At 69.4% G+C, this 17,497-nt stretch carries 16 protein-coding genes; 4 read left to right on the top strand and 12 right to left on the bottom strand.

What is annotated here, in order from left to right; genetic code table 11:
- Positions 1–59: 59 nt before the first annotated feature.
- The 4 genes from OWC43_RS05205 to OWC43_RS05190 form a co-directional block, all read right to left on the bottom strand.
- Complete coding sequence (locus OWC43_RS05205; protein ID WP_393955947.1) at positions 60–590, bottom strand: DUF2937 family protein; 531 nt, start codon at positions 588–590, stop codon at positions 60–62.
- Positions 591–671: 81 nt separating this feature from the next.
- On the bottom strand, positions 672–950 hold the full coding sequence (locus OWC43_RS05200) for a hypothetical protein (protein WP_238307921.1): 279 nt from the start codon (positions 948–950) through the stop codon (positions 672–674).
- Positions 951–956: 6 nt separating this feature from the next.
- A complete protein-coding gene (locus OWC43_RS05195) occupies positions 957–1,958 on the bottom strand; it encodes a WD40 repeat domain-containing protein (RefSeq protein WP_393955946.1) in 1,002 nt (333 codons plus the stop codon).
- A gap of 17 nt (positions 1,959–1,975) precedes the next feature.
- Positions 1,976–2,653: a YoaK family protein gene (locus OWC43_RS05190; RefSeq protein WP_393955945.1), complete on the bottom strand. Its 678-nt coding sequence runs from the start codon at positions 2,651–2,653 to the stop codon at positions 1,976–1,978.
- Positions 2,654–2,818: 165 nt separating this feature from the next.
- On the opposite strand from OWC43_RS05190, the gene OWC43_RS05185 reads away from it, so the two are divergent.
- Complete coding sequence (locus OWC43_RS05185; protein WP_393955944.1) at positions 2,819–3,247, top strand: response regulator; 429 nt, start codon at positions 2,819–2,821, stop codon at positions 3,245–3,247.
- A gap of 31 nt (positions 3,248–3,278) precedes the next feature.
- Complete coding sequence (locus OWC43_RS05180; RefSeq protein WP_137827568.1) at positions 3,279–3,635, top strand: photosystem reaction center subunit H; 357 nt, start codon at positions 3,279–3,281, stop codon at positions 3,633–3,635.
- 7 nt (positions 3,636–3,642) lie between these two features.
- Here the strand turns inward: OWC43_RS05180 and bioD are convergent, their stop codons facing one another.
- From bioD to ileS, 8 genes are all read right to left on the bottom strand, one after another.
- Positions 3,643–4,314: a dethiobiotin synthase gene (gene bioD, locus OWC43_RS05175; protein WP_393955943.1), complete on the bottom strand. Its 672-nt coding sequence runs from the start codon at positions 4,312–4,314 to the stop codon at positions 3,643–3,645.
- Positions 4,315–4,520: 206 nt separating this feature from the next.
- Complete coding sequence (locus tag OWC43_RS05170; RefSeq protein WP_137827570.1) at positions 4,521–5,294, bottom strand: ferredoxin--NADP reductase; 774 nt, start codon at positions 5,292–5,294, stop codon at positions 4,521–4,523.
- Positions 5,295–6,025: 731 nt separating this feature from the next.
- Positions 6,026–6,958 carry a ring-cleaving dioxygenase gene (locus OWC43_RS05165; protein WP_137827571.1) on the bottom strand — a complete coding sequence of 311 codons (933 nt, stop codon included), beginning with the start codon at positions 6,956–6,958 and terminating at the stop codon, positions 6,026–6,028.
- Positions 6,959–7,102: 144 nt separating this feature from the next.
- Entirely contained in the window at positions 7,103–8,386 is a 1,284-nt protein-coding gene (locus OWC43_RS05160; RefSeq protein ID WP_137827572.1) for a pitrilysin family protein, read from the bottom strand.
- A gap of 69 nt (positions 8,387–8,455) precedes the next feature.
- Positions 8,456–9,838 carry a pitrilysin family protein gene (locus OWC43_RS05155; RefSeq protein ID WP_238307925.1) on the bottom strand — a complete coding sequence of 461 codons (1,383 nt, stop codon included), beginning with the start codon at positions 9,836–9,838 and terminating at the stop codon, positions 8,456–8,458.
- A 240-nt stretch (positions 9,839–10,078) separates the two neighbouring features.
- Positions 10,079–10,780, bottom strand: a complete 702-nt coding sequence (locus OWC43_RS05150; RefSeq protein WP_137827574.1) for a hypothetical protein — start codon at positions 10,778–10,780, stop codon at positions 10,079–10,081.
- A gap of 189 nt (positions 10,781–10,969) precedes the next feature.
- Complete coding sequence (lspA, locus tag OWC43_RS05145; RefSeq protein WP_393955942.1) at positions 10,970–11,449, bottom strand: signal peptidase II; 480 nt, start codon at positions 11,447–11,449, stop codon at positions 10,970–10,972.
- Positions 11,446–14,442, bottom strand: coding sequence for an isoleucine--tRNA ligase (gene ileS / locus OWC43_RS05140; protein WP_393955941.1), 2,997 nt, complete (start codon positions 14,440–14,442; stop codon positions 11,446–11,448). The genes lspA and ileS overlap by 4 nt, the downstream gene beginning before the upstream one ends.
- A 548-nt stretch (positions 14,443–14,990) precedes the next feature.
- Here ileS and OWC43_RS05135 point away from each other — a divergent pair.
- Together OWC43_RS05135 and OWC43_RS05130 are read left to right on the top strand one after the other, a co-directional pair.
- Positions 14,991–16,388, top strand: coding sequence for a dicarboxylate/amino acid:cation symporter (locus OWC43_RS05135; RefSeq protein ID WP_137827577.1), 1,398 nt, complete (start codon positions 14,991–14,993; stop codon positions 16,386–16,388).
- Positions 16,354–17,313, top strand: a complete 960-nt coding sequence (locus OWC43_RS05130; RefSeq protein ID WP_393955940.1) for an ROK family protein — start codon at positions 16,354–16,356, stop codon at positions 17,311–17,313. Before OWC43_RS05135 ends, OWC43_RS05130 begins: the two co-directional genes overlap by 35 nt.
- Positions 17,314–17,497: the final 184 nt, after the last annotated feature.

Raw genomic sequence — 17,497 nt, 5'->3', positions numbered from 1 at the left:
GTTGGGCGGCTGTAGACGTCGTGCAACACACCCGCAGGGAGCCCCCGCGGTGTTCCCGCTCAGACCGGCGTGGTTTCCACCCGTCGGCGGCGGCTGCGACGCGCCATGTGACGGCCGAAATCGGCGGTGACGCGCCAGCCGGCCCAGGCGGCGAAGAAGCCCAGGAGACCGGCCACGATACCGTCGGCGGTGGTCGGCACGGCGGGCCGGTAATCGCCATAGGCGGCCCGCGCGATGCCCAGATCGGGATCGCGCGCGATGACGAAGAGGCGGCCGAGCGGGCTCTGGGCCGAGTCGAGCGCCTGCTTCTGTGCCTCCAGCGTCTTCAACCGCTCGATATCCGCCCGCGCCGCCTCGCCCCGCCGGGCCGCGAAGGCATCGGGGTTCGCGCGCAACCGATCCAGGGCCGCCTCGCGGCTGCTGCCGGTCGCCTGCGCATCGGCATCGAGGGCGGCGATGGAGCGGCGCAGTTCATCGAGGGCCCCGCCGAGGCGCTGGGTGTATTGCTGGGCGAATTCCGGTCCCTGCGCGGCCAGGATCGCGGCGAGCAGGCCGAAGGCGAGGCCGAGGGTACGGACGACGCGGAACACGGGCTCATCTCCTCGGGTCGCGCGTCGATCGACGCATTCCGGCAGTTAGGGCGCACGCCCCCTGCGGGGAGAGCGGGCCGCTCAGCCGCCCGCCGATTCCGGCGTCGCGATCGCGGCGGCGACCGCCGCCTCGTCGATCGCATCCATCGCCCCCGCGACCTTCACGGCGCGGGTCGGTTGACCCGGCGTCAGGATCAGGATCACCGTCTCGAAGCCGGGGCAAGCCGGATCGGCGCAGACGATCTCGCTGACGGTCATCGCCGTGTCCGGGCCGAAGCCGCCGGCCACGCGCGCCCAGCCCTCGACCCGCCGCCGGACCGAGGCGTCGGGCCGCGGACGCCGCCCTCCGAACAGAGCCATGCCGGGTCAAGCCGGGAGGGTCAGCACGCCGGCCTGCCCATCGGCGCAGCCGATGGCGAGGCGCCGACCGGCCGCGTCCCAGGCCAGGGCCGAGACCCCGCCACCCTTCGTGGCCGGACGAACCAGCAGTTCGGCGGCGTCGGTGAATCGCACGAGCAGCACGCAGCCATCCTCGTAGCCGATGGCGAGCACGGGCGATTTCGGGTGGAACGCCACCTGCGAGACCCGGGCCGGACGCACGCCGCATTCCCGCGGGGCCTTGCCGGTCGGCCCCTCCTTGGAGTCGAAGGGCCAGACGATGGCGGCCTCGGCCCCGCTGGTGGCAAGCCATTTCCCGTCCGACGACCAGGACAGCGAGCGGATCTTGGCGGGGTAGCCCGACATCCGCATATGGCCGCGATCGGGCTGGAGGCGCCAGCCGTGCAGGGCGTTCTCCTGCATGGTCGAGACCACGAAGCGGCCGTCCAGCGACCATGTCACGTCGAGATGCGAGCCCTTCCACTCGATGAATTCCGCCGGCGTCTCGAGATTGGGGTACCAGAGGCTGACGCCGTTGTAGTGGGCGACGGCGAGGCGGTAGCCCTTGGGGGCGAAGGCGAGGCCCCGCGCCGTCGAGGGCGCGGTGAAGGTCTTCTCGCGGCCCTTGGCGTCGCGGGCGACGACGGCGCGCCCGCTGGCGAAGGCGATCGCCCCGTCCGGATGGAGCGCCAGGGCGTCGACCCATCCCTTGACCCGTGCCAGCTCTTCCGCGGTGCCCTTCGCATCGGTGGCGACCACGCGTCCATCGTCGCCGCCGCTCACGAGCCGCCGGGCCTCGCCGAGCGCCGACAGGATCGCCCCGTCCGGGTGGGCGGCCACGGCCTCGACCGCGCCGTCGCGCACCAGCAGCACCCGTCCGTCGCCGAGGGCGAGGGCGAGCACCTCGCCGAGCCAGCGCGCGGCGGTGACGTGGGCGTCCGCCGCGATCGGCGCGACGTGCTCGGTGAGCGAGGGGGCGGAGACACTCATCCGGACCAACCTTCCTTCTAGAATCGTGACGGGGCTTGGCCGGAGCCGGGCCGAGCCGAGAGAACGACGAGACAGGCGCCGAGACAGAGCCCCCCGGCCACGCAGGCCGGAATCGCCAGCGCCGCGGCGCCGAGATGCGCGTGGGTGAGCGTACCGGCAACCGCCCCGATGAGCAGAGCGATCCAGACCGCGGCGTCGCCGAACCAGCCCATGCGCGGGGCGCGGCCGGCGAGTGCCAGGGCCGCCTTCTGCCCGAACGAGAACAGGGCGCCCGTGATGAAGGTGGTGCCGGCGCGAAACCCCTGCACATGGGCGAGCACGGCGTTCTGGCCGCCCATGGCAAGCGCCAGGAACAGCGAGGCGGTCCCGATATGGACGTCCTCGATCGCGGTGGCGAGGGCCGCGGTGACCGCGACGGTCTCGAAGGCTAGCACCGCGGGCGTGACCCAGCGGGTAGGTGTGAGCGCCGCCAGCGCCCCGCCGGTCACGGCGCCGGTCAGGAAGGCGACGATCAGCACGGCGGGCAGCACGGCATGGAACAGGTCGCCGCGACCGAGGGCGACCGCGAACTGCGTCGTGTTTCCGCTCATGAACGATGTGTAGAACCCGCCCAGCCGGATGAAGCCCAGCGCGTCGATGAAGCCGGCGAGCATCGTCAGCACGACGCCGAAGCCGAGTTGCCAGCGGCGTGTCACGATTCGAACACGGCTCCGACGGCCGCCCCGTCAAGGTTAACCAACTGGTTACCAATTGCGCGCAAATCGAAGCAATCACGGTGAACGCGGGCCTCCACGGCCCCGTTGGTCCGGCGATCCGCAAGCTCGGCCGTTGCCCGAGCCCGGGTGAGTTGGAGTCCTGCCATGATCCCCTTCGCGTGCACCGCCGCCGCCCTGGCCCCGTCGTTCCCGTTCGCCCCCAGCGCCGGCGCCGGCACGATCCTGGTCGTCGAGGACGAGGCCTTCGTCTGCGAACTCGCCGCCGAGGCCCTGCTCGACGAGGGCTACCGGGTGCTGACCGCCGCCGATGCCGACGAAGCCGAGGCGATTCTGTCGAGCGAGCAGGTGGATCTGCTCTTCACCGATATCGATCTCGCCCGCAACACGAACGGGATCGCCCTGGCTCACCGCGCCCGCCGCTCCCTGCCGCGCCTGCCGGTGGTCTATACTTCGGGCGGACGCGACGGCCTGTCGCCGACCGAGGCCGTCTCCCGCTCCGTGTTCGTGCCCAAGCCCTACCGCACCGCGCAGATCGTGGCCGTGACCAACGACCTGCTGCGCAGCCGCGGCTGACGATCTCTCCTCCGAGCCAACGAGCCCTCCCATGCGCCGCCCCCTCGCCTGCGCCCTCTTCCTGCTCGCACTGACTCCCTCGGCGCAGGCCGCCTGCGCCGTCGAGGATGCCGGGCTGGAGCCGGCCATCGCCGCCAAGAAGGAATTGCAGGAGGCCAAGAACGCCCAGGTGGTGCGTGATCTGCGCACCCTGCGCGACGCCGCCATCGTGCTCGAGTCCTACGGCTTCCCCAAAGAATGCAAGGAACTCGTCGGCATTCTCAAGGAGCTGACCGCCAATCCCGACGGCACGATCAAGCGCAGCAGCGACACCGACGAGGAAAAGGCGGAGGAAATTCAGGAATCCCGCGAGCCCAAGGCCGGTCCGAAGGATCCGCGGGCGCGGTAGGTCCCGCTCAGACGAGGTTGCTGGGGAAGTCGCCCCCGCGGCGGACGATCCCGACCGTCACGCCGCCGTGCCGGGCGATGGCTGCGGCGACCGTCTCCGGCGAGGTCGGTGCCCCCTCGCTCTCGCTGACGACGACGCCGCTCAACGTCACGCCATGCGCCCGCAGCGTCTCGACCGCGGTCAGCGCGTGGCTGATCGCGCCGAGATAGCTTCCCGAGACGAGAAGCGCGGGCAGGTCCAGCGCCTTCAGCCAGTCGAGCCCGGTCGCCGCATCCGTCACCGGGCTCATCACCCCGCCAACGCCCTCGATCAGAACGGTCTTATCGGCCTCCGTCTCACCCAGCCGTGCCCGGCACCAGCCGACGAGGTCGTCGAGGGCGAGGCTGCGCCCCTCGCGCGCCGCGGCGAGATCGGGGGCGAGCGGGGCGGCGAAGCGCCAGGGCGAGCAGGCGTCGACCGCAACGGGGGTGATCGCGATGTCCTGCGCGGCGAGCAGCCGACCAGTGTCGCTCTCGGCGAAGGTGGGGTCGTGCAGGGGAGGCACACCGCTGGCGAGCGGCTTCAGGGCGCGGACGCGGCGCCCTTTCGCGCGGAGTGACCGGACGAGGGCGGCGGTGACGTAGGTTTTTCCAATTTCCGTGCCGGCGCCGGCGATGAACAGGGCGGGCGGAAGCGGCATGGCGGCTCGGGAGGACCTTGACTGACGATCGTCCTACCCCCCCCTCATCCTGAGGTGTCGCGAAGCGGCCTCGAAGGAGGGCTCCAGTTCGCGCTACGATTTCTGGAGCCCTCCTTCGAGGCCTCCGCTTCGCTTCGGCACCTCAGGATGAGGGGATGGGTAGGAGCATGGATGGAGACGGCGGCGCGCCGCTCCACTCCCCAAAATCACTTCTCGACGAAGGCCTTCTCGATCACGTAATGGGCCGCCTCGCCGTGATTGCCTTCCTCGTAGCCGAGGCCGGTCAGCATCTCGCGGGTGTCCTTGATCATCTCCGGCGAGCCGCACAGCATGAAGCGGTCGTTCTCGATCGACATCGGCGGCAGGCCGATATCCTCGAACAGCTTGCCCGAGGTCATCAGGTCGGTGATGCGGCCACGATTGCGGAACGGCTCGCGGGTGACCGTCGGGTAGTAGATCAGCTGATTCGAGATCATCTCGCCGAGGAACTCGTGGTTCGGCAGGGTCTCGGTGATGGTCTCGCCATAGGCCAGTTCCTGCACCTGACGGCAGCCATGGACCAGCACGACCTTCTCGAAGCGCTCGTAGGTCTCCGGGTCCTTGATGATCGACATGAACGGGGCCAGCCCCGTGCCGGTGCCGAGCAGATAGAGGTGCTTGCCGGGCAGGAGATTGTCGAGGACCAGCGTACCGGTCGGCTTCTTGCCGACCATGATCGGGTCGCCGATCTTCAAATGCTGGAGCTTGCTGGTGAGCGGGCCGTTCGGCACCTTGATCGAGAAGAACTCCAGCTCCTCCTCGTAATTGGCCGAGGCCACCGAATAGGCCCGCAGGAGCGGGCGCCCCTCGACCTCGATGCCGATCATCGTGAATTCGCCGTTGCGAAAGCGGAACGAGGGATCGCGGGTGGTGCGGAAGGAAAAGAGGGTGTCGGTCCAATGGTGGACGGAGAGGACGCGCTCCTCGTAGTACTTGCTCATCGGCCGCGGGCTTCCCGAATCTTCAGCGTCGAACGCGGGGTCATCTCGCAGTTGCAGCATCCCCGTCAAGACGCAGGGATGCCACAGACACGGGATTATGCCTTTGTCTGGAACTGTTCTTGAAACGACGCCCGCCTGCCCTCGGCAGGGCGCATCGCACTACGATCCGGTGGTCATGGCGAATGACGTCGAGGGCTCGGCTCCACGCGTACGTCCCATAAGACAATCGGCGCTCTATGAAAGCCCCAATGGGCCTCGACGGCCTTACCGGAAACTCGGATTGTCCGCCCCAATCTACCGAGACCAATTTCTTTCGGGGTGGCATGAAGCTGGACCTCCGTGATTCCAGAGACGTCACCTTCCAGATCATTGGTGCGTCCCTTGTCTGCCACCATGCAGATGGGTTCCGGTAGCACGAGCATCAGTAGATCGAGAGGACGGTCACCATCAGCAATGCTCTCATAGTTGGGTGGCCCTATGATTGTCCGCTTGATCAGACGACCCGATAAACTGATACGACCCTCATACGACAGGCAGATTGCTGGCTTGCCAACTGCACGCGTTTTGCCAACCTCTTCCGCCGCGTCACTCGCGTTCGGGGGGGCGATCACCCCCACGAAAAAAAGGAGTACTGCTGATCGTCTGCCCCACATGATGCCTACATTTGCATACGTTCTTTGTTTGCAATTTTCCACGCATACAATCAGCAGTCAACAAGACGACCGGCCCGTTTAAAGCGGCTTCAATCCCGCCTCGATCTCGGCCCGGCGCGGCTCCAGGAAAGGTGGAAGGGCGAGGCGCTCGCCAAGCGTCTCCATCGGCTCGTCAGTGGCGAAGCCGGGGCCGTCGGTGGCGATCTCGAACAGGATGCCGTTGGGCTCGCGGAAGTAGAGGCTGCGGAAATAGTAGCGGTCCACCGGGCCGCTGGACGGGACCCGGCGCTGCCGGAGCCGATCGGCCCAGGCATCGTAATCCGCATCCGGCACCCGGAAGGCGACATGGTGGACGCAGCCGGCGCCCTGACGGGCGGGCGCTGCGGTATCCTGCAGGAGATGGACCTCCGCCGCCGGGCCGCCCGGCCCGGTCTCGAACACCGTCACCTGCCCTTCGGGCAGTTCGAAGGTGCGGGACCGGCGAAAGCCCATGATCTCGGTCAGCACCGCCGCCGTGCGCTCGGGTTGGGCCACGGCAAGACGGATCGGGCCGAGTCCGCGGATCTGGTGGGCGGCCGGAACCGGGCTTGCCTCCCAGGGATGGGCCTCGCCCGCGCCGCCGTCGTCGATCAGGCTGAGGCGCTGCCCCTCACCATCCTCGAAATCGAGGGTGAGGCGCCCGTCGCGCATCACCGCCGGATGGTGATCCACCCCCTGGCGCCCGAAATGTTCGCGCCACCAATCGAGCGTCCCATCCCCCGAGACGCGGAAGGCGGTGCGCGCGACGCTGTTGGTGCCGCGACGCTCGGGCGGCGCCGGCCAGTCGAAGAAGGTGAGGTCGGAGCCCGGCGAGGCGCGCCCGTCGGCATAGAACAGGTGGTAGGCCGAGACGTCGTCCTGATTGACCGTCTTCTTGACGAGCCTCAGGCCCAACACCCGCGTGTAGAAGGCGAGGTTGTCGGCCGCCTGCGCCGTGACGGCGGTGACGTGGTGGAGTCCGGTGAGTTGCATCGCGTGCCTCGCGGGGAAAGCCGGGAGGCCTCCAGATAGGCAATCGGGCCGGGAGCCCAAGGCATCACCCGTCCTGAACGTGAAACGAAAAGGCCGGCACCGCGTCCCCGCGTGCCGGCCCTAGACGTCCGAAAGCGTGCCGCCTTACATCCCCGTCGGCCGCCCGGCGGCCACCACCAGCATCTTGCCGTCGCCGAGGGTGCGGGCGCCGGCGCGGCGAATATCCGCCTGGGTCACGCTCGCCACGAGGTCGTTGCGGCGGGCGATATAGTCCATGCCGAGCCCCTCGAAGGCGATCTGCACGAGTTGGCCGGCGATCTTGGTCGAGGTGTCGAAGCCCAGGGCGTAGGACCCGGTGAGGTAATCCTTGGCCTTCTGCAGTTCCTCGTCGGAGGGACCGTCGGTGATGAGACGGGAAATCTCGTCGCCGATCACGTCGAGGGCCTCGGTCACCCGCTCGTTCTTGGTCGCGGTGTAGCCCCAGGTCATCGCGACCGCCCGATGCGAGGTCAGCGAGGTGCCGACCGTGTAGGCGAGCCCGCGCTTCTCGCGCACTTCCTGGAACAGACGGGAGGTGAAGGCGCCGCCACCCAGGATGTGATTCAGCACGTAGGCCGGGATGAAGTCCGGATCGCGCCACGCGATGCCCGGCAGGCCGAAGCGGATCACCGATTGCGGCACGTCGAGATCGACGACGATGCGCCGGTCGAGTGCGTGGATGCGGGTCGGCGGCACCGGCTTGAGCGGCCCGGCCTCCGGCAATCCGCCGAAGGCGCGCGCGACCATGGCCGCGATGCCGTCCGCGTCGAAGGCACCGACGGCGGCGACCTTCAGCCCGCCGCGGCCGATCAGGGCCCGGTGCATCGCCACGAGATCGTCGCGGGTGATGGCCGAGACGCTCTCGATCGTTCCCGAGGACGGGCGGCTGTAGGGATGGCCCGGAAAGGCTTCACGGAAGTACCGGCGGGAGGCCATCACGCCGGGGTCGTTCTGCTGATAGCGCAGGCTCGCGATCATCTGCGCCCGCACCCGCTCGATGGCCGGGGCATCGAAACGCGGCTCGGCGAGGGCCATCGCCAGGAGGCGGATCGCCTCGTCGGCATGGGTCAGCAGGGTCTTGAGCGAGCCGCCGATCGAGTCGGGCCCGGTGTGGAAGCTCAGTTCGATCGCCCGGGCCGCGAGCGCTTCCTGGAAGGCGTCGGAATCGAGGTCGCCCGCGCCCTCGTCGAGCAGGCGCCCGAGCATCTGCGCGGTGCCGGACTTGCCCTCCGGATCCTGCGCCGCCCCGCCTTCGAAGGTGAAGGACAGGGCGATCATCGGCACCACGGGCGAGGCGACGTGCCATGCCTCGATGCCGGGGGCGGCCGCCACCGGCAGCGCCTGGGTCGGCGAGGTCGCGGCGCGGGTGCCAGTCTCGGCGAGGTTCATCGGTACGTCCTTGATTCAATATCGAGGGGCGCCACGCTCAGGGCGCCGAGAAAGGGGCGGAGGGCTGCGTCAGGCCAGGGTGACCTCGGGGTCGCGGGCCTTGGTGAGGTAGCCGGTCACCGAGCGGGCGGGCACGAGGTAACGGGCGGCCACCGCCACGAGGCGGTCGCGGGTCACCGCCTCGATGTCGGTCGGCCAGCGACGCACCTCCTCGACGGTCTCGCCGATGGCGAGGGCCGAGCCGTAGATGCGGGCGAGCGAGGATTGCGAATCCGACGAATAGACCGTCTCGGCCACGAGCCGGATCTTGGCCCGCTCGATCGCCTCCGGGTCGAGGGCCTCGGCCGCGCGGCGCAGCACGCGGTCGACATGCTCCTCCAAGGCCTCGAGACTCACGCCCTCGGCGGGCACCGCGTAGACGGCGAAGCGCGTGTCATCCATCGCCGAGCCCATGTACCAAGCGCCCGCATTCACCGCGACGCCGAGTTCGAGCACCAGCTGGCGGTAGAGGAACGAGGTCGCGCCGCCGCCGATCACCTCGGCGAGCAGCTCGAGGGCATGGCCCTCGCCGTCGCGGGCGGTCATGCAGGAGGGGGTGAGGTAGAGCCGCTGCAGGGTCGGCTGCTCGACCTTCGGGTCGGCGACGGCGAGGCGCCGCATCGCCCGCGGCTCCGGCTCGCGCGGACGGTGGCGGATCGGGCGCGCGCCCTGCGGCGTCACCCTGCCGTAGGTGTCCTCGGCGAGGCGCCGGACCTCGTCGGGCGTCACGTCGCCCGCGACGACGAGGATCGCGTTCTCGGGGGTGTAGAAGCGGCGATAGTAATCGATCGCGTGGGTGCGGTTCAGTTCCTCGATCTCGTGCATCCAGCCGATGATCGGGATGCCGTAGGGATGGTGCACGAACAGCGAGGCCGCCATGGCCTCGGAGAGCTGGGCGGACGGATCGGTCTCGACCCGCATGCGGCGCTCCTCCAGCACCACGTCGCGCTCGGGCGCCACCACGGCATCGTCGAGGACGAGGCCGCTCATCCGGTCGGCCTCGAATTCCATCATGGTCGCGAGATGATCGCGGGCGACGCGCTGGAAATAGGCGGTGTAGTCGTAGCTGGTGAAGGCGTTCTCCTGGCCGCCGAGACCCGAAACCGCCTTCGAGAAGGCGCCGGCCGGGTGCCGCTCCGTCCCCTTGAACATCAGGTGCTCGAGGAAGTGGGCGATGCCCGACTGGCCGATCGGATCATCGGCCGAGCCGTTGCGGTACCAGATCATGTGGGTCGCCACCGGGGCGCGGTGATCGGGCACCACCACGACGTCGAGGCCGTTGTCGAGGGCGAAGGCCGAGACCTCCGGTCCGCCCGCCTCGGATCGCCCGAACGGGGCGGCCTCCACCCGACCGGCATGCGCGAAGCCGCGCTGCGGTCCCAGAGGGGTGATGGCCTTCCGGTAGAGATGCATTGTCTGTCCCTGTGCGAGGGCACTTCCGCCCGTCCGCGCTTTCCGTCCCGAATGCCCGGCATTCTCCCGAGAATTGATGCCGGGCGCAAATACCGTACCGCGCGTCGTGTCCGCGCGGCCACTTCCCATCGTTCCGTCGGTGAATCGCCGCCGCACCAGGGCGGGATTCGGTGCCGAAACGGGACGCTCGCCGACAAAGGGGCACGGGCCCCAGCGGCGGCTTCCCTCTCGTCCCGTGCCTCAGTAACGGCCCGGGCTTCTCAGATAGGCACGCGGATCGGCTTCTTCACGATCACTGATCGGGCCACCCACCGGCGTGCCCTGCGGCTTGGCGACCTTGACGGGGGCCTTCCGGTAGCCGTTGGGCGGGTCGGTCAAGGTGTCGCGGTCGGGCTCGGCCACGGACGGCTCGGTCTTCTCGGCCTTGCCGCTGAAGATCTCGAACGGGTTGAGCCAGGTCGAGTCGCGGGTGTCGCCTTGTCCGGGCGTTCCCGCCGGGCCGGTCAGCCCGCCCGCGCCGGCCTTCCGGCCGGCCTCCATCTCGTAGATCGAGAGCGTCTCGTTGTTGTCGTTCATGCGGCCCTGGGCGCCGCGGACGATCGGCTTCTTCGCCTCGATGGCGGCGCGCTCGCGCTGGATCACCTCGGGATCCTTCGGCCAGGCCGGATCGGCCTGACGGGCACGGGGCACCGGCAACCCGGCGGTGAGATCCTGCTGGCCGCCGAGCTTGGGCGGCATGGCGAGGGGTGCACGCTCACGGTAGGTGATGGCGGGGCGCTCGGGCTCGATCAGGCCCATGCCGCTGAGCGCGTCGCGCATCAGCTCGCCCTCGGCCCAGGCCGGTGCGGCGGTCGCGAGACAGACGGACAGTCCCGCACTGGCCAGAAGATACCGGACGGCCGGAGACGCCCAGGCCACAGACACACCGCGCCGACCGCTCATCTCGCCCTCTCCCGCCTTCGGGCCGGCTCTCTGGCGGAGCCGGTCGGCCGGACCGTGTTCCGGACGTTGTGCCCCGATCCCCGGGGACGGGGTGGGCCGGGTTTCGGGCGATCATATGGCAGGGGAGCGCTTTGCCGCACCCGTCCGCCGATCACGGGTTGAAAACCGTTCGGCCGCGCGCCCGACCCGTCAGGAATGGCGGGGCGCGGCCGGGCGCAGGCTGTCGAGGATCAGACCGACGACACCGGCCACGATGGCGGCATCCGCCACGTTGAACACGTACCAGGACCACGTGCCCGCATGCAGGTGGACGAAGTCGAACACGGCCCCGTAGGCCGCCCGGTCGATGGCGTTGCCGAGCGCGCCGCCGACGATGAGCCCGAGGGCGACGGCCAGGAGCTGCGTGGCCGCACGGCTCATCCAGACCGACAGGCCGACCGAGGCCACGAGCGAGAGCGCGACGAGGAGCCAGCGCCCGAGCCCGCCCTCCTGCTGGAACAGGCCGTAGGAGATGCCCCGGTTCCACACAACGACGAGATCGGCGAAGGGGGCGACCCGCCACGGCCCGGTCATCACGAGATCGGTGCCGAAATACAGCCCGAGCTTCGTGGCTTGGTCGAGCAGCAGCGTGACGAGGGCGGCGAGCAGCCCGGCGCGGAACGGGCTCACGCCGCGCCCGCCTCCGGGTGCACCGCATTCGCGTGCGCCGCATCCCACTCGCGCAGGGCCTGGGCGTCGCGGGGCGTCACGTCGGGATAGTCCGGATCGGCGCCGACCGACTCGGTGACGCGCCAGGACCGGGCGCATTTGCGCCCTTCCGCCCGCTCCGGCACCACCGCGACGCCCTTCACGTCGTCGAGGCGGAAGGCCTCGGCCGGCCCCTCGCCCGCACGGACCGTGATGGCGGAGGTGATGCAGACCTCCGCGAAATCGACGCCGTCGAGCGCCCCGAGCAGGTCGGGATCGGACACGTAGACGACGGGCGCCGCCTCCAGGCTCGCGCCGATGCGCTTGGCCGCCCGCTCGATCTCGAGCGCGCCGGTCACGACCCGGCGCACGCGCCGGATCTTCTGCCAGCGCGCGGCGAGCGCGTCGTCGCGCCACGCGGCATCCGTCTGCGGCAGGGTCTGGAGATGGACCGAGCCGTCCTCCGAGGGCGAGCGGTCGAGCCAAGCCTCCTCCGCGGTGAAGGCGAGAACCGGCGCGAGCCAGACCGTGACGCGCGCGAACGCCGCATCGATGACCTGCAGCGACGCCCGCCGGGTCACCGACGAGATCGGGTCGCAGTAGAGCGCATCCTTGCGCACGTCGAAGTAGAAGGCCGAGAGGTCGCCAGTCATGAAGCCGTTGAGCAGGGCCACGATCCGCTTGGTGTCGTAGGTCGCGTAGGCCTCGCGGATCTCTCCGTCGAGCTGGGCCAGGCGGTGCAGGATCAGGCGCTCCAGTTCCGGCATCTCGGCGAACGGGACGTCGTCGCCCGGCACCCGGTGGGCGAGGGAACCGAGCATCCAGCGCAGGGAATTGCGCAGCTTGCGGTAGGTCTCGGCGAAGGTTTTGACGATCTCCGGGCCGATCCGCAGATCGTCCGAGTAATCGGAGGCCGCGACCCACAGGCGCAGGATGTCGGCGCCGGATTCCTTGATGACGGTCTGGGGCGCCACGACGTTACCCTTCGACTTCGACATCTTCTCGCCCTTGGGGTCGAGGACGAAGCCGTGGGTCAGCACCACGTCGTAGGGCGCGTGGCCCTTGGTGCCGCAGGATTCGAGCAGGGAGGACTGGAACCAGCCGCGATGCTGGTCGGAGCCCTCTAGATACATCACCCGGTCGGGCCCGCCATCGACGGCGCGGCGAATGCCGGCAAGGCCCGGAAAGGCCTGCGCGTCGTCGAGGACGAAGGCGTGGGTCGAGCCGGAATCGAACCAGACGTCGAGGACGTCCGTCACCTTCTGGTAGGCGGCCGGATCGTGTTCGGGGGCGAGGAAGCGGGCGGTCGCGTCCTCGGCGAACCACGCATCGGCCCCCTCGGCGGCGAAGGCCTCGGCGATCCGGGCGTTGACCGCCGCGTCGCGCAGCACCTCGCCGCTGTCCTTGTGGACGAACACCGTGATCGGCACGCCCCAGGCGCGCTGGCGCGAGACCACCCAATCGGGCCGGCCGGAGACCATCCCGTTGATGCGGTTCTTGCCCTGGGGCGGGACCCATTGCGTGTCCTCGATCGCCTGGAGGGCGACCTCCCGCAGGGTGCGGTTGCCGAGCGCGTCCACCGGCCGATCCATGGCGATGAACCATTGCGGCGTGTTGCGGAAGATGACCGGCTTCTTCGAGCGCCAGGAATGCGGGTATTGGTGGCGCAGCACGCCGCGGGCCACGAGGGCGCCCGCCTCGGTCAGGGCGGCGATGACCGCCTTGTTGGCATCGCCCTTGTCGCCCTTGTCGTTGAAGACGCGCCGGCTCGTGAAGCCCGGCGCCTCCTTGGTGAGGGCGCCGTCGGCATCGACGGTGTAGGGAATGCGGGTCTCGATGCCGGCCTCGGTGAGGCGACGGCCATTGGCCATCCAGACCTCGAAATCCTCGCGGCCATGGCTCGGCGCCGTGTGGACGAAGCCGGTTCCGGCCTCGTCGGTGACGTGCTCGCCGTCGAGCATCGGCACAGCGAAGCCGTAGCCGGGATCGAAGGAAGCAAGGGGATGCGACAGGGTCAGGCCGGCGAGGCGTTCGGTCGGCGCGTCCGCGACCCGTTCGAAAGCCTCGACGCGGGCGGCCCTGAACACGCCCTCGGCCAGCGCATCGGCGAGCAGGTAGGTGTCGCCGATCCGGGCCCAATTGTCCTCGGCCGCCGCGGTCACCCGGTAGAGGCCGTAGGCGACCTTCTTGGAATAGGCGACGGCGCGGTTGCCGGGGATCGTCCAGGGCGTGGTCGTCCAGATGACGACGCGGGCGCCGGACCATTCCGCCAGAGCCCCGGCGCGGATCGGGAAGGCGACGAAGATCGTGTCGCTGACATGCTCCTCGTACTCGACCTCGGCTTCCGCCAGAGCGGTCTTCTCGACCACGGACCACATCACCGGCTTCGAGCCGCGATAGAGCTGGCCGCTCGCCGCAAATTTCATGAGTTCGGCGGCGATGCGCGCCTCGGCCGGATAGGCCATGGTCGAGTAGGGTCGATCCCAGTCGCCGGTGACGCCCAGGCGCTTGAACTCGTCCCGCTGGACGTTCAGCCATTCCGCGGCGAAGGCCCGGCATTGCTGGCGGAACTCCAGCACCGGCACCTCGTCCTTGTTCTTGCCCTTGGCGCGGTACTGCTCCTCGATCTTCCACTCGATCGGCAGGCCGTGGCAGTCCCAGCCGGGCACGTAATCCGCGTCGTGGCCGAGCGCCCCCTGCGAGCGGACGATCACGTCCTTGAGGATCTTGTTGAGCGCGTGCCCGATATGGATGTTGCCGTTGGCGTAGGGCGGGCCGTCATGGAGCACGAAGCGCGGGCGACCCTTCGCGGCCTCCCGGATCCTCTCGTACAGGCCGATCTTCGCCCAGCGCTCCAGGAGGAGCGGCTCGCGGGCCGGCAGGCCGGCGCGCATGGGGAACTCGGTCTTCGGCAGGAAGAGGGTCTTGGAATAGTCGCGGGCGGCCGCGGCGGCGGCATCGGGCTGGTCGCTCATGGCGGATTCGGCGTCTTCTTCAGGCTCGACGGGCGAGATGGGGCGGGGCGGGCACAGGATCACCCGGCATCCGGCGGCCGCCAGGAGGCGGTGCCTACGCGGAGGCCGGGCCGGTAATTCGCGACGCCGAGGGGATCAAGCCGAACATGGAAGCGCTTCTAGAATGCGCTCCGGCAAAGGGAAAGCCTCCCGATCAGGGCTTCGCTCGGTTGCCGCCCCCAACCGCGCGCCGTCGTCGATCCGTTTCCTGTGATCCTTGCGCGAGCGCCGCATCGGCGTCATAGGCCCGACCCGGTCTCGACCGCTCCTCGGCTGGACCGGGCACGCTTTCCGCGCGCCGCGCGCTGGTCCGGCGCCGGCTCGAACGCTTCCCCTTGATTGCGCTGGCGTTTCGAGGCGAAAGGCCGTGATCGGGGTTCTCGGCGGCGCTGGCGGGTTACAAAGCCGTGGCCGACTACCGCGATGCGATTGAGGGGCGGGATTAAACGGACTAGCGTCGCGTCAAGCCGCCCGGTCGAGGCCGCGCGACACGGTATCGGTGAGGAAACATGGCTCATTCCGCTCACGCCGCACCCCACGGTGCGGGTGCGCCCGCCGCGCACACGCCGTGGTACAAAGTGCTCTACATCCAGGTGCTGATCGCCATCGCGCTCGGCATCTTCGTCGGCTGGCTCGCGCCCGATTGGGGCAAGTCGTTCAAGTGGATGGGCGACGCCTTCATCGCGCTGATCAAGATGATGATCGCGCCGATCATCTTCTGCACCATCGTCCACGGCATCGCCTCGATCGGCGATCTCAAGAAGGTCGGCCGCGTCGGCCTCAAGGCCTTGATCTATTTCGAGGTGGTCTCCTCCGTGGCGCTGCTGGTCGGCATCCTGGTGGGTGAGATCATCCAGCCCGGCGCCGGCTTCGGCGCGGACGTGACGAAGCTCGATGCCAAGGCGGTCGAGGGCTATGCCAGCAAGGCGGCGGCCGATTCCACCGTCGCCCACCTTATGGCCATCATCCCCAAGAGCTTCTTCGACGCCTTCGCCACCGGCGACCTGCTGCAGGTGCTGCTGATCTCGATCCTGACCGGCGTCGTGCTGACCGGCATGGGCAAGAAGGGCGAGAGCATCACCCACGGGATCGACGCGGCGGGGCAGGTGTTCTTCCGCATCATCGGCCTCATCGTGAAGCTCGCCCCGATCGGCGCCTTCGGCGCGATGGCGTTCACGGTGGGCCAGTACGGCATCGGCAAGGTCATCGACCTCGCGTGGCTGGTGGGCACCTTCTACACCACCTCGCTGCTGTTCGTGTTCGTCGTGCTCGGCGGCATCGCGGCGTTCGCCGGCTTCTCGATCCTCAAGTTCCTCGCCTACATCAAGGACGAGCTCCTGATCGTGCTCGGCACCTCGTCCTCCGAGACGGTGCTGCCACACATGATGACCAAGATGAAGCGCCTCGGCGCCTCGGACTCGGTCGTCGGCCTCGTGATCCCGACCGGCTACTCGTTCAATCTCGACGGCACCAACATCTACATGACGCTCACCACCCTGTTCCTGGCGCAGGCGGTGGGCGCCGATCTCTCGATCGGCCAGTACGCGACGATCTTCCTCGTCGCCATGCTGACGTCCAAGGGCGCCTCGGGCGTCACCGGCGCCGGCTTCATCACGCTCGCCGCGACGCTGGCCGCCATTCCGGGCAACCCGGTCCCCGTGGCGGCGATGACGCTGGTGCTCGGCGTCGACAAGTTCATGTCGGAGTGCCGCGCGCTCACCAACCTCATCGGCAACGGCGTCGCGACGGTCGTGGTGTCCCGCTGGGAGGGCGAACTCGACAAGGAGAAGCTCGCCCAGGTGATGGCGCACCCGGTCTCGATCGGCACCGAGATCTCGGACGAGGATCCGGTCGCCCCCGGCGACGCGGCGAATGCACCGGCCCCGAAGGCCGTGGCGGCGCAGTAAGGGCTTGAGGGCGCAAGACATCCGGATCGGGATCGATCTCGGCGGCACCAAGATCGCCGGGATCGCCCTGGGCCCCGACGGGACGACGCGGGCGGAAACGCGCGTGCCGACCCCGCGGGGCGACTACGCCGGCACGCTGGATGCCATCGCCGGCCTCGTCGCGACCCTCGAAGCCGAGGCCGGCACCGAGGGGGCGAGCGTCGGCATCGGCATGCCGGGCGCGGTGTCGCGCCACAACGGCCTGATCAAGAACGCGAATTCGGTCTGGCTCAACGGACGGCCCTTTGCCCAGGACATCGCGGCGCGGCTCGGTCGCCCGGTCCGGGTCGAGAACGATGCCAATTGCCTCGCGGTGTCGGAGGCCGTGGACGGGGCGGGCGCCGGCGAACGCCTCGTCTGGGCGGTGATCCTCGGCACCGGCGTCGGCTCCGGCGTCGCCGTCGATGGGCAGGCGCTCACGGGCCGCAACGCGATCGCCGGGGAATGGGGCCACAATCCGCTGCCCTGGCCCCGCGACGACGAGCGCCCCGGCCCGGCCTGCTATTGCGGGCGACGCGGCTGCCTCGAAACTTGGCTGTCCGGCCCGGGACTCGCCGCCGACCACCTCGCGTGCACCGGTGAGCGGCTGAGCGGCGAACAGATCGTGGCCGCCGCGCTCCAGGGGGAACCGGGCGCCGCCGCCACCCTGGCGCGCTACCTCGACCGTCTCGCCCGCGGCATCGCCCACGTGGTCAACCTGCTCGATCCCGACGTGATCGTGCTGGGCGGCGGCCTGTCGCGCATCGAGAGCGTCGTGGCGGCCCTGCCCGAACGCATCGCGCCCCATGTCTTCTCCGATGCGTTCGACACGCCGGTGCGGGCGAGCCGGCACGGCGACGCCTCCGGCGTCCGGGGGGCTGCCTGGCTGTGGGGACCGGAGTCGTAGGCGACATTCCGGACCGCCGGCTGGGAAAAAATCGGCAGCGTCTTCGCGCGGCGAAGCTGAAGCATGCCCGCGCTCCACACTCAGAGTCTGTTTGACTGGCTCTACGAACGGAAGCTGCTTTGAGTCGGCGACACTCCCATCCCATCCTCTCATCCTTGTAAGTCTCTCCGGCGCGGATCTGCTC

The organism is Methylorubrum sp. POS3 (assembly GCF_043352485.1).
Lineage (GTDB): Bacteria > Pseudomonadota > Alphaproteobacteria > Rhizobiales > Beijerinckiaceae > Methylobacterium > Methylobacterium suomiense.
Note: the sequence above shows the minus strand (reverse complement) of the source record. Positions and strands in the feature narration are given on the sequence as shown.

Coding starts and splice junctions, on each gene's coding strand:
- OWC43_RS05200 (WP_238307921.1), bottom strand. CDS start 950: ATGGCTCTGTTCGGAGGGCGGCGTCCGCGGCCCGACGCCTCGGTCCGG.
- OWC43_RS05195 (WP_393955946.1), bottom strand. CDS start 1,958: ATGAGTGTCTCCGCCCCCTCGCTCACCGAGCACGTCGCGCCGATCGCG.
- OWC43_RS05185 (WP_393955944.1), top strand. CDS start 2,819: ATGATCCCCTTCGCGTGCACCGCCGCCGCCCTGGCCCCGTCGTTCCCG.
- OWC43_RS05180 (WP_137827568.1), top strand. CDS start 3,279: ATGCGCCGCCCCCTCGCCTGCGCCCTCTTCCTGCTCGCACTGACTCCC.
- bioD (WP_393955943.1), bottom strand. CDS start 4,314: ATGCCGCTTCCGCCCGCCCTGTTCATCGCCGGCGCCGGCACGGAAATT.
- OWC43_RS05170 (WP_137827570.1), bottom strand. CDS start 5,294: ATGAGCAAGTACTACGAGGAGCGCGTCCTCTCCGTCCACCATTGGACC.
- OWC43_RS05165 (WP_137827571.1), bottom strand. CDS start 6,958: ATGCAACTCACCGGACTCCACCACGTCACCGCCGTCACGGCGCAGGCG.
- OWC43_RS05160 (WP_137827572.1), bottom strand. CDS start 8,386: ATGAACCTCGCCGAGACTGGCACCCGCGCCGCGACCTCGCCGACCCAG.
- OWC43_RS05155 (WP_238307925.1), bottom strand. CDS start 9,838: ATGCATCTCTACCGGAAGGCCATCACCCCTCTGGGACCGCAGCGCGGC.
- OWC43_RS05150 (WP_137827574.1), bottom strand. CDS start 10,780: ATGAGCGGTCGGCGCGGTGTGTCTGTGGCCTGGGCGTCTCCGGCCGTC.
- ileS (WP_393955941.1), bottom strand. CDS start 14,442: ATGAGCGACCAGCCCGATGCCGCCGCCGCGGCCGCCCGCGACTATTCC.
- OWC43_RS05135 (WP_137827577.1), top strand. CDS start 14,991: ATGGCTCATTCCGCTCACGCCGCACCCCACGGTGCGGGTGCGCCCGCC.
- OWC43_RS05130 (WP_393955940.1), top strand. CDS start 16,354: ATGCACCGGCCCCGAAGGCCGTGGCGGCGCAGTAAGGGCTTGAGGGCG.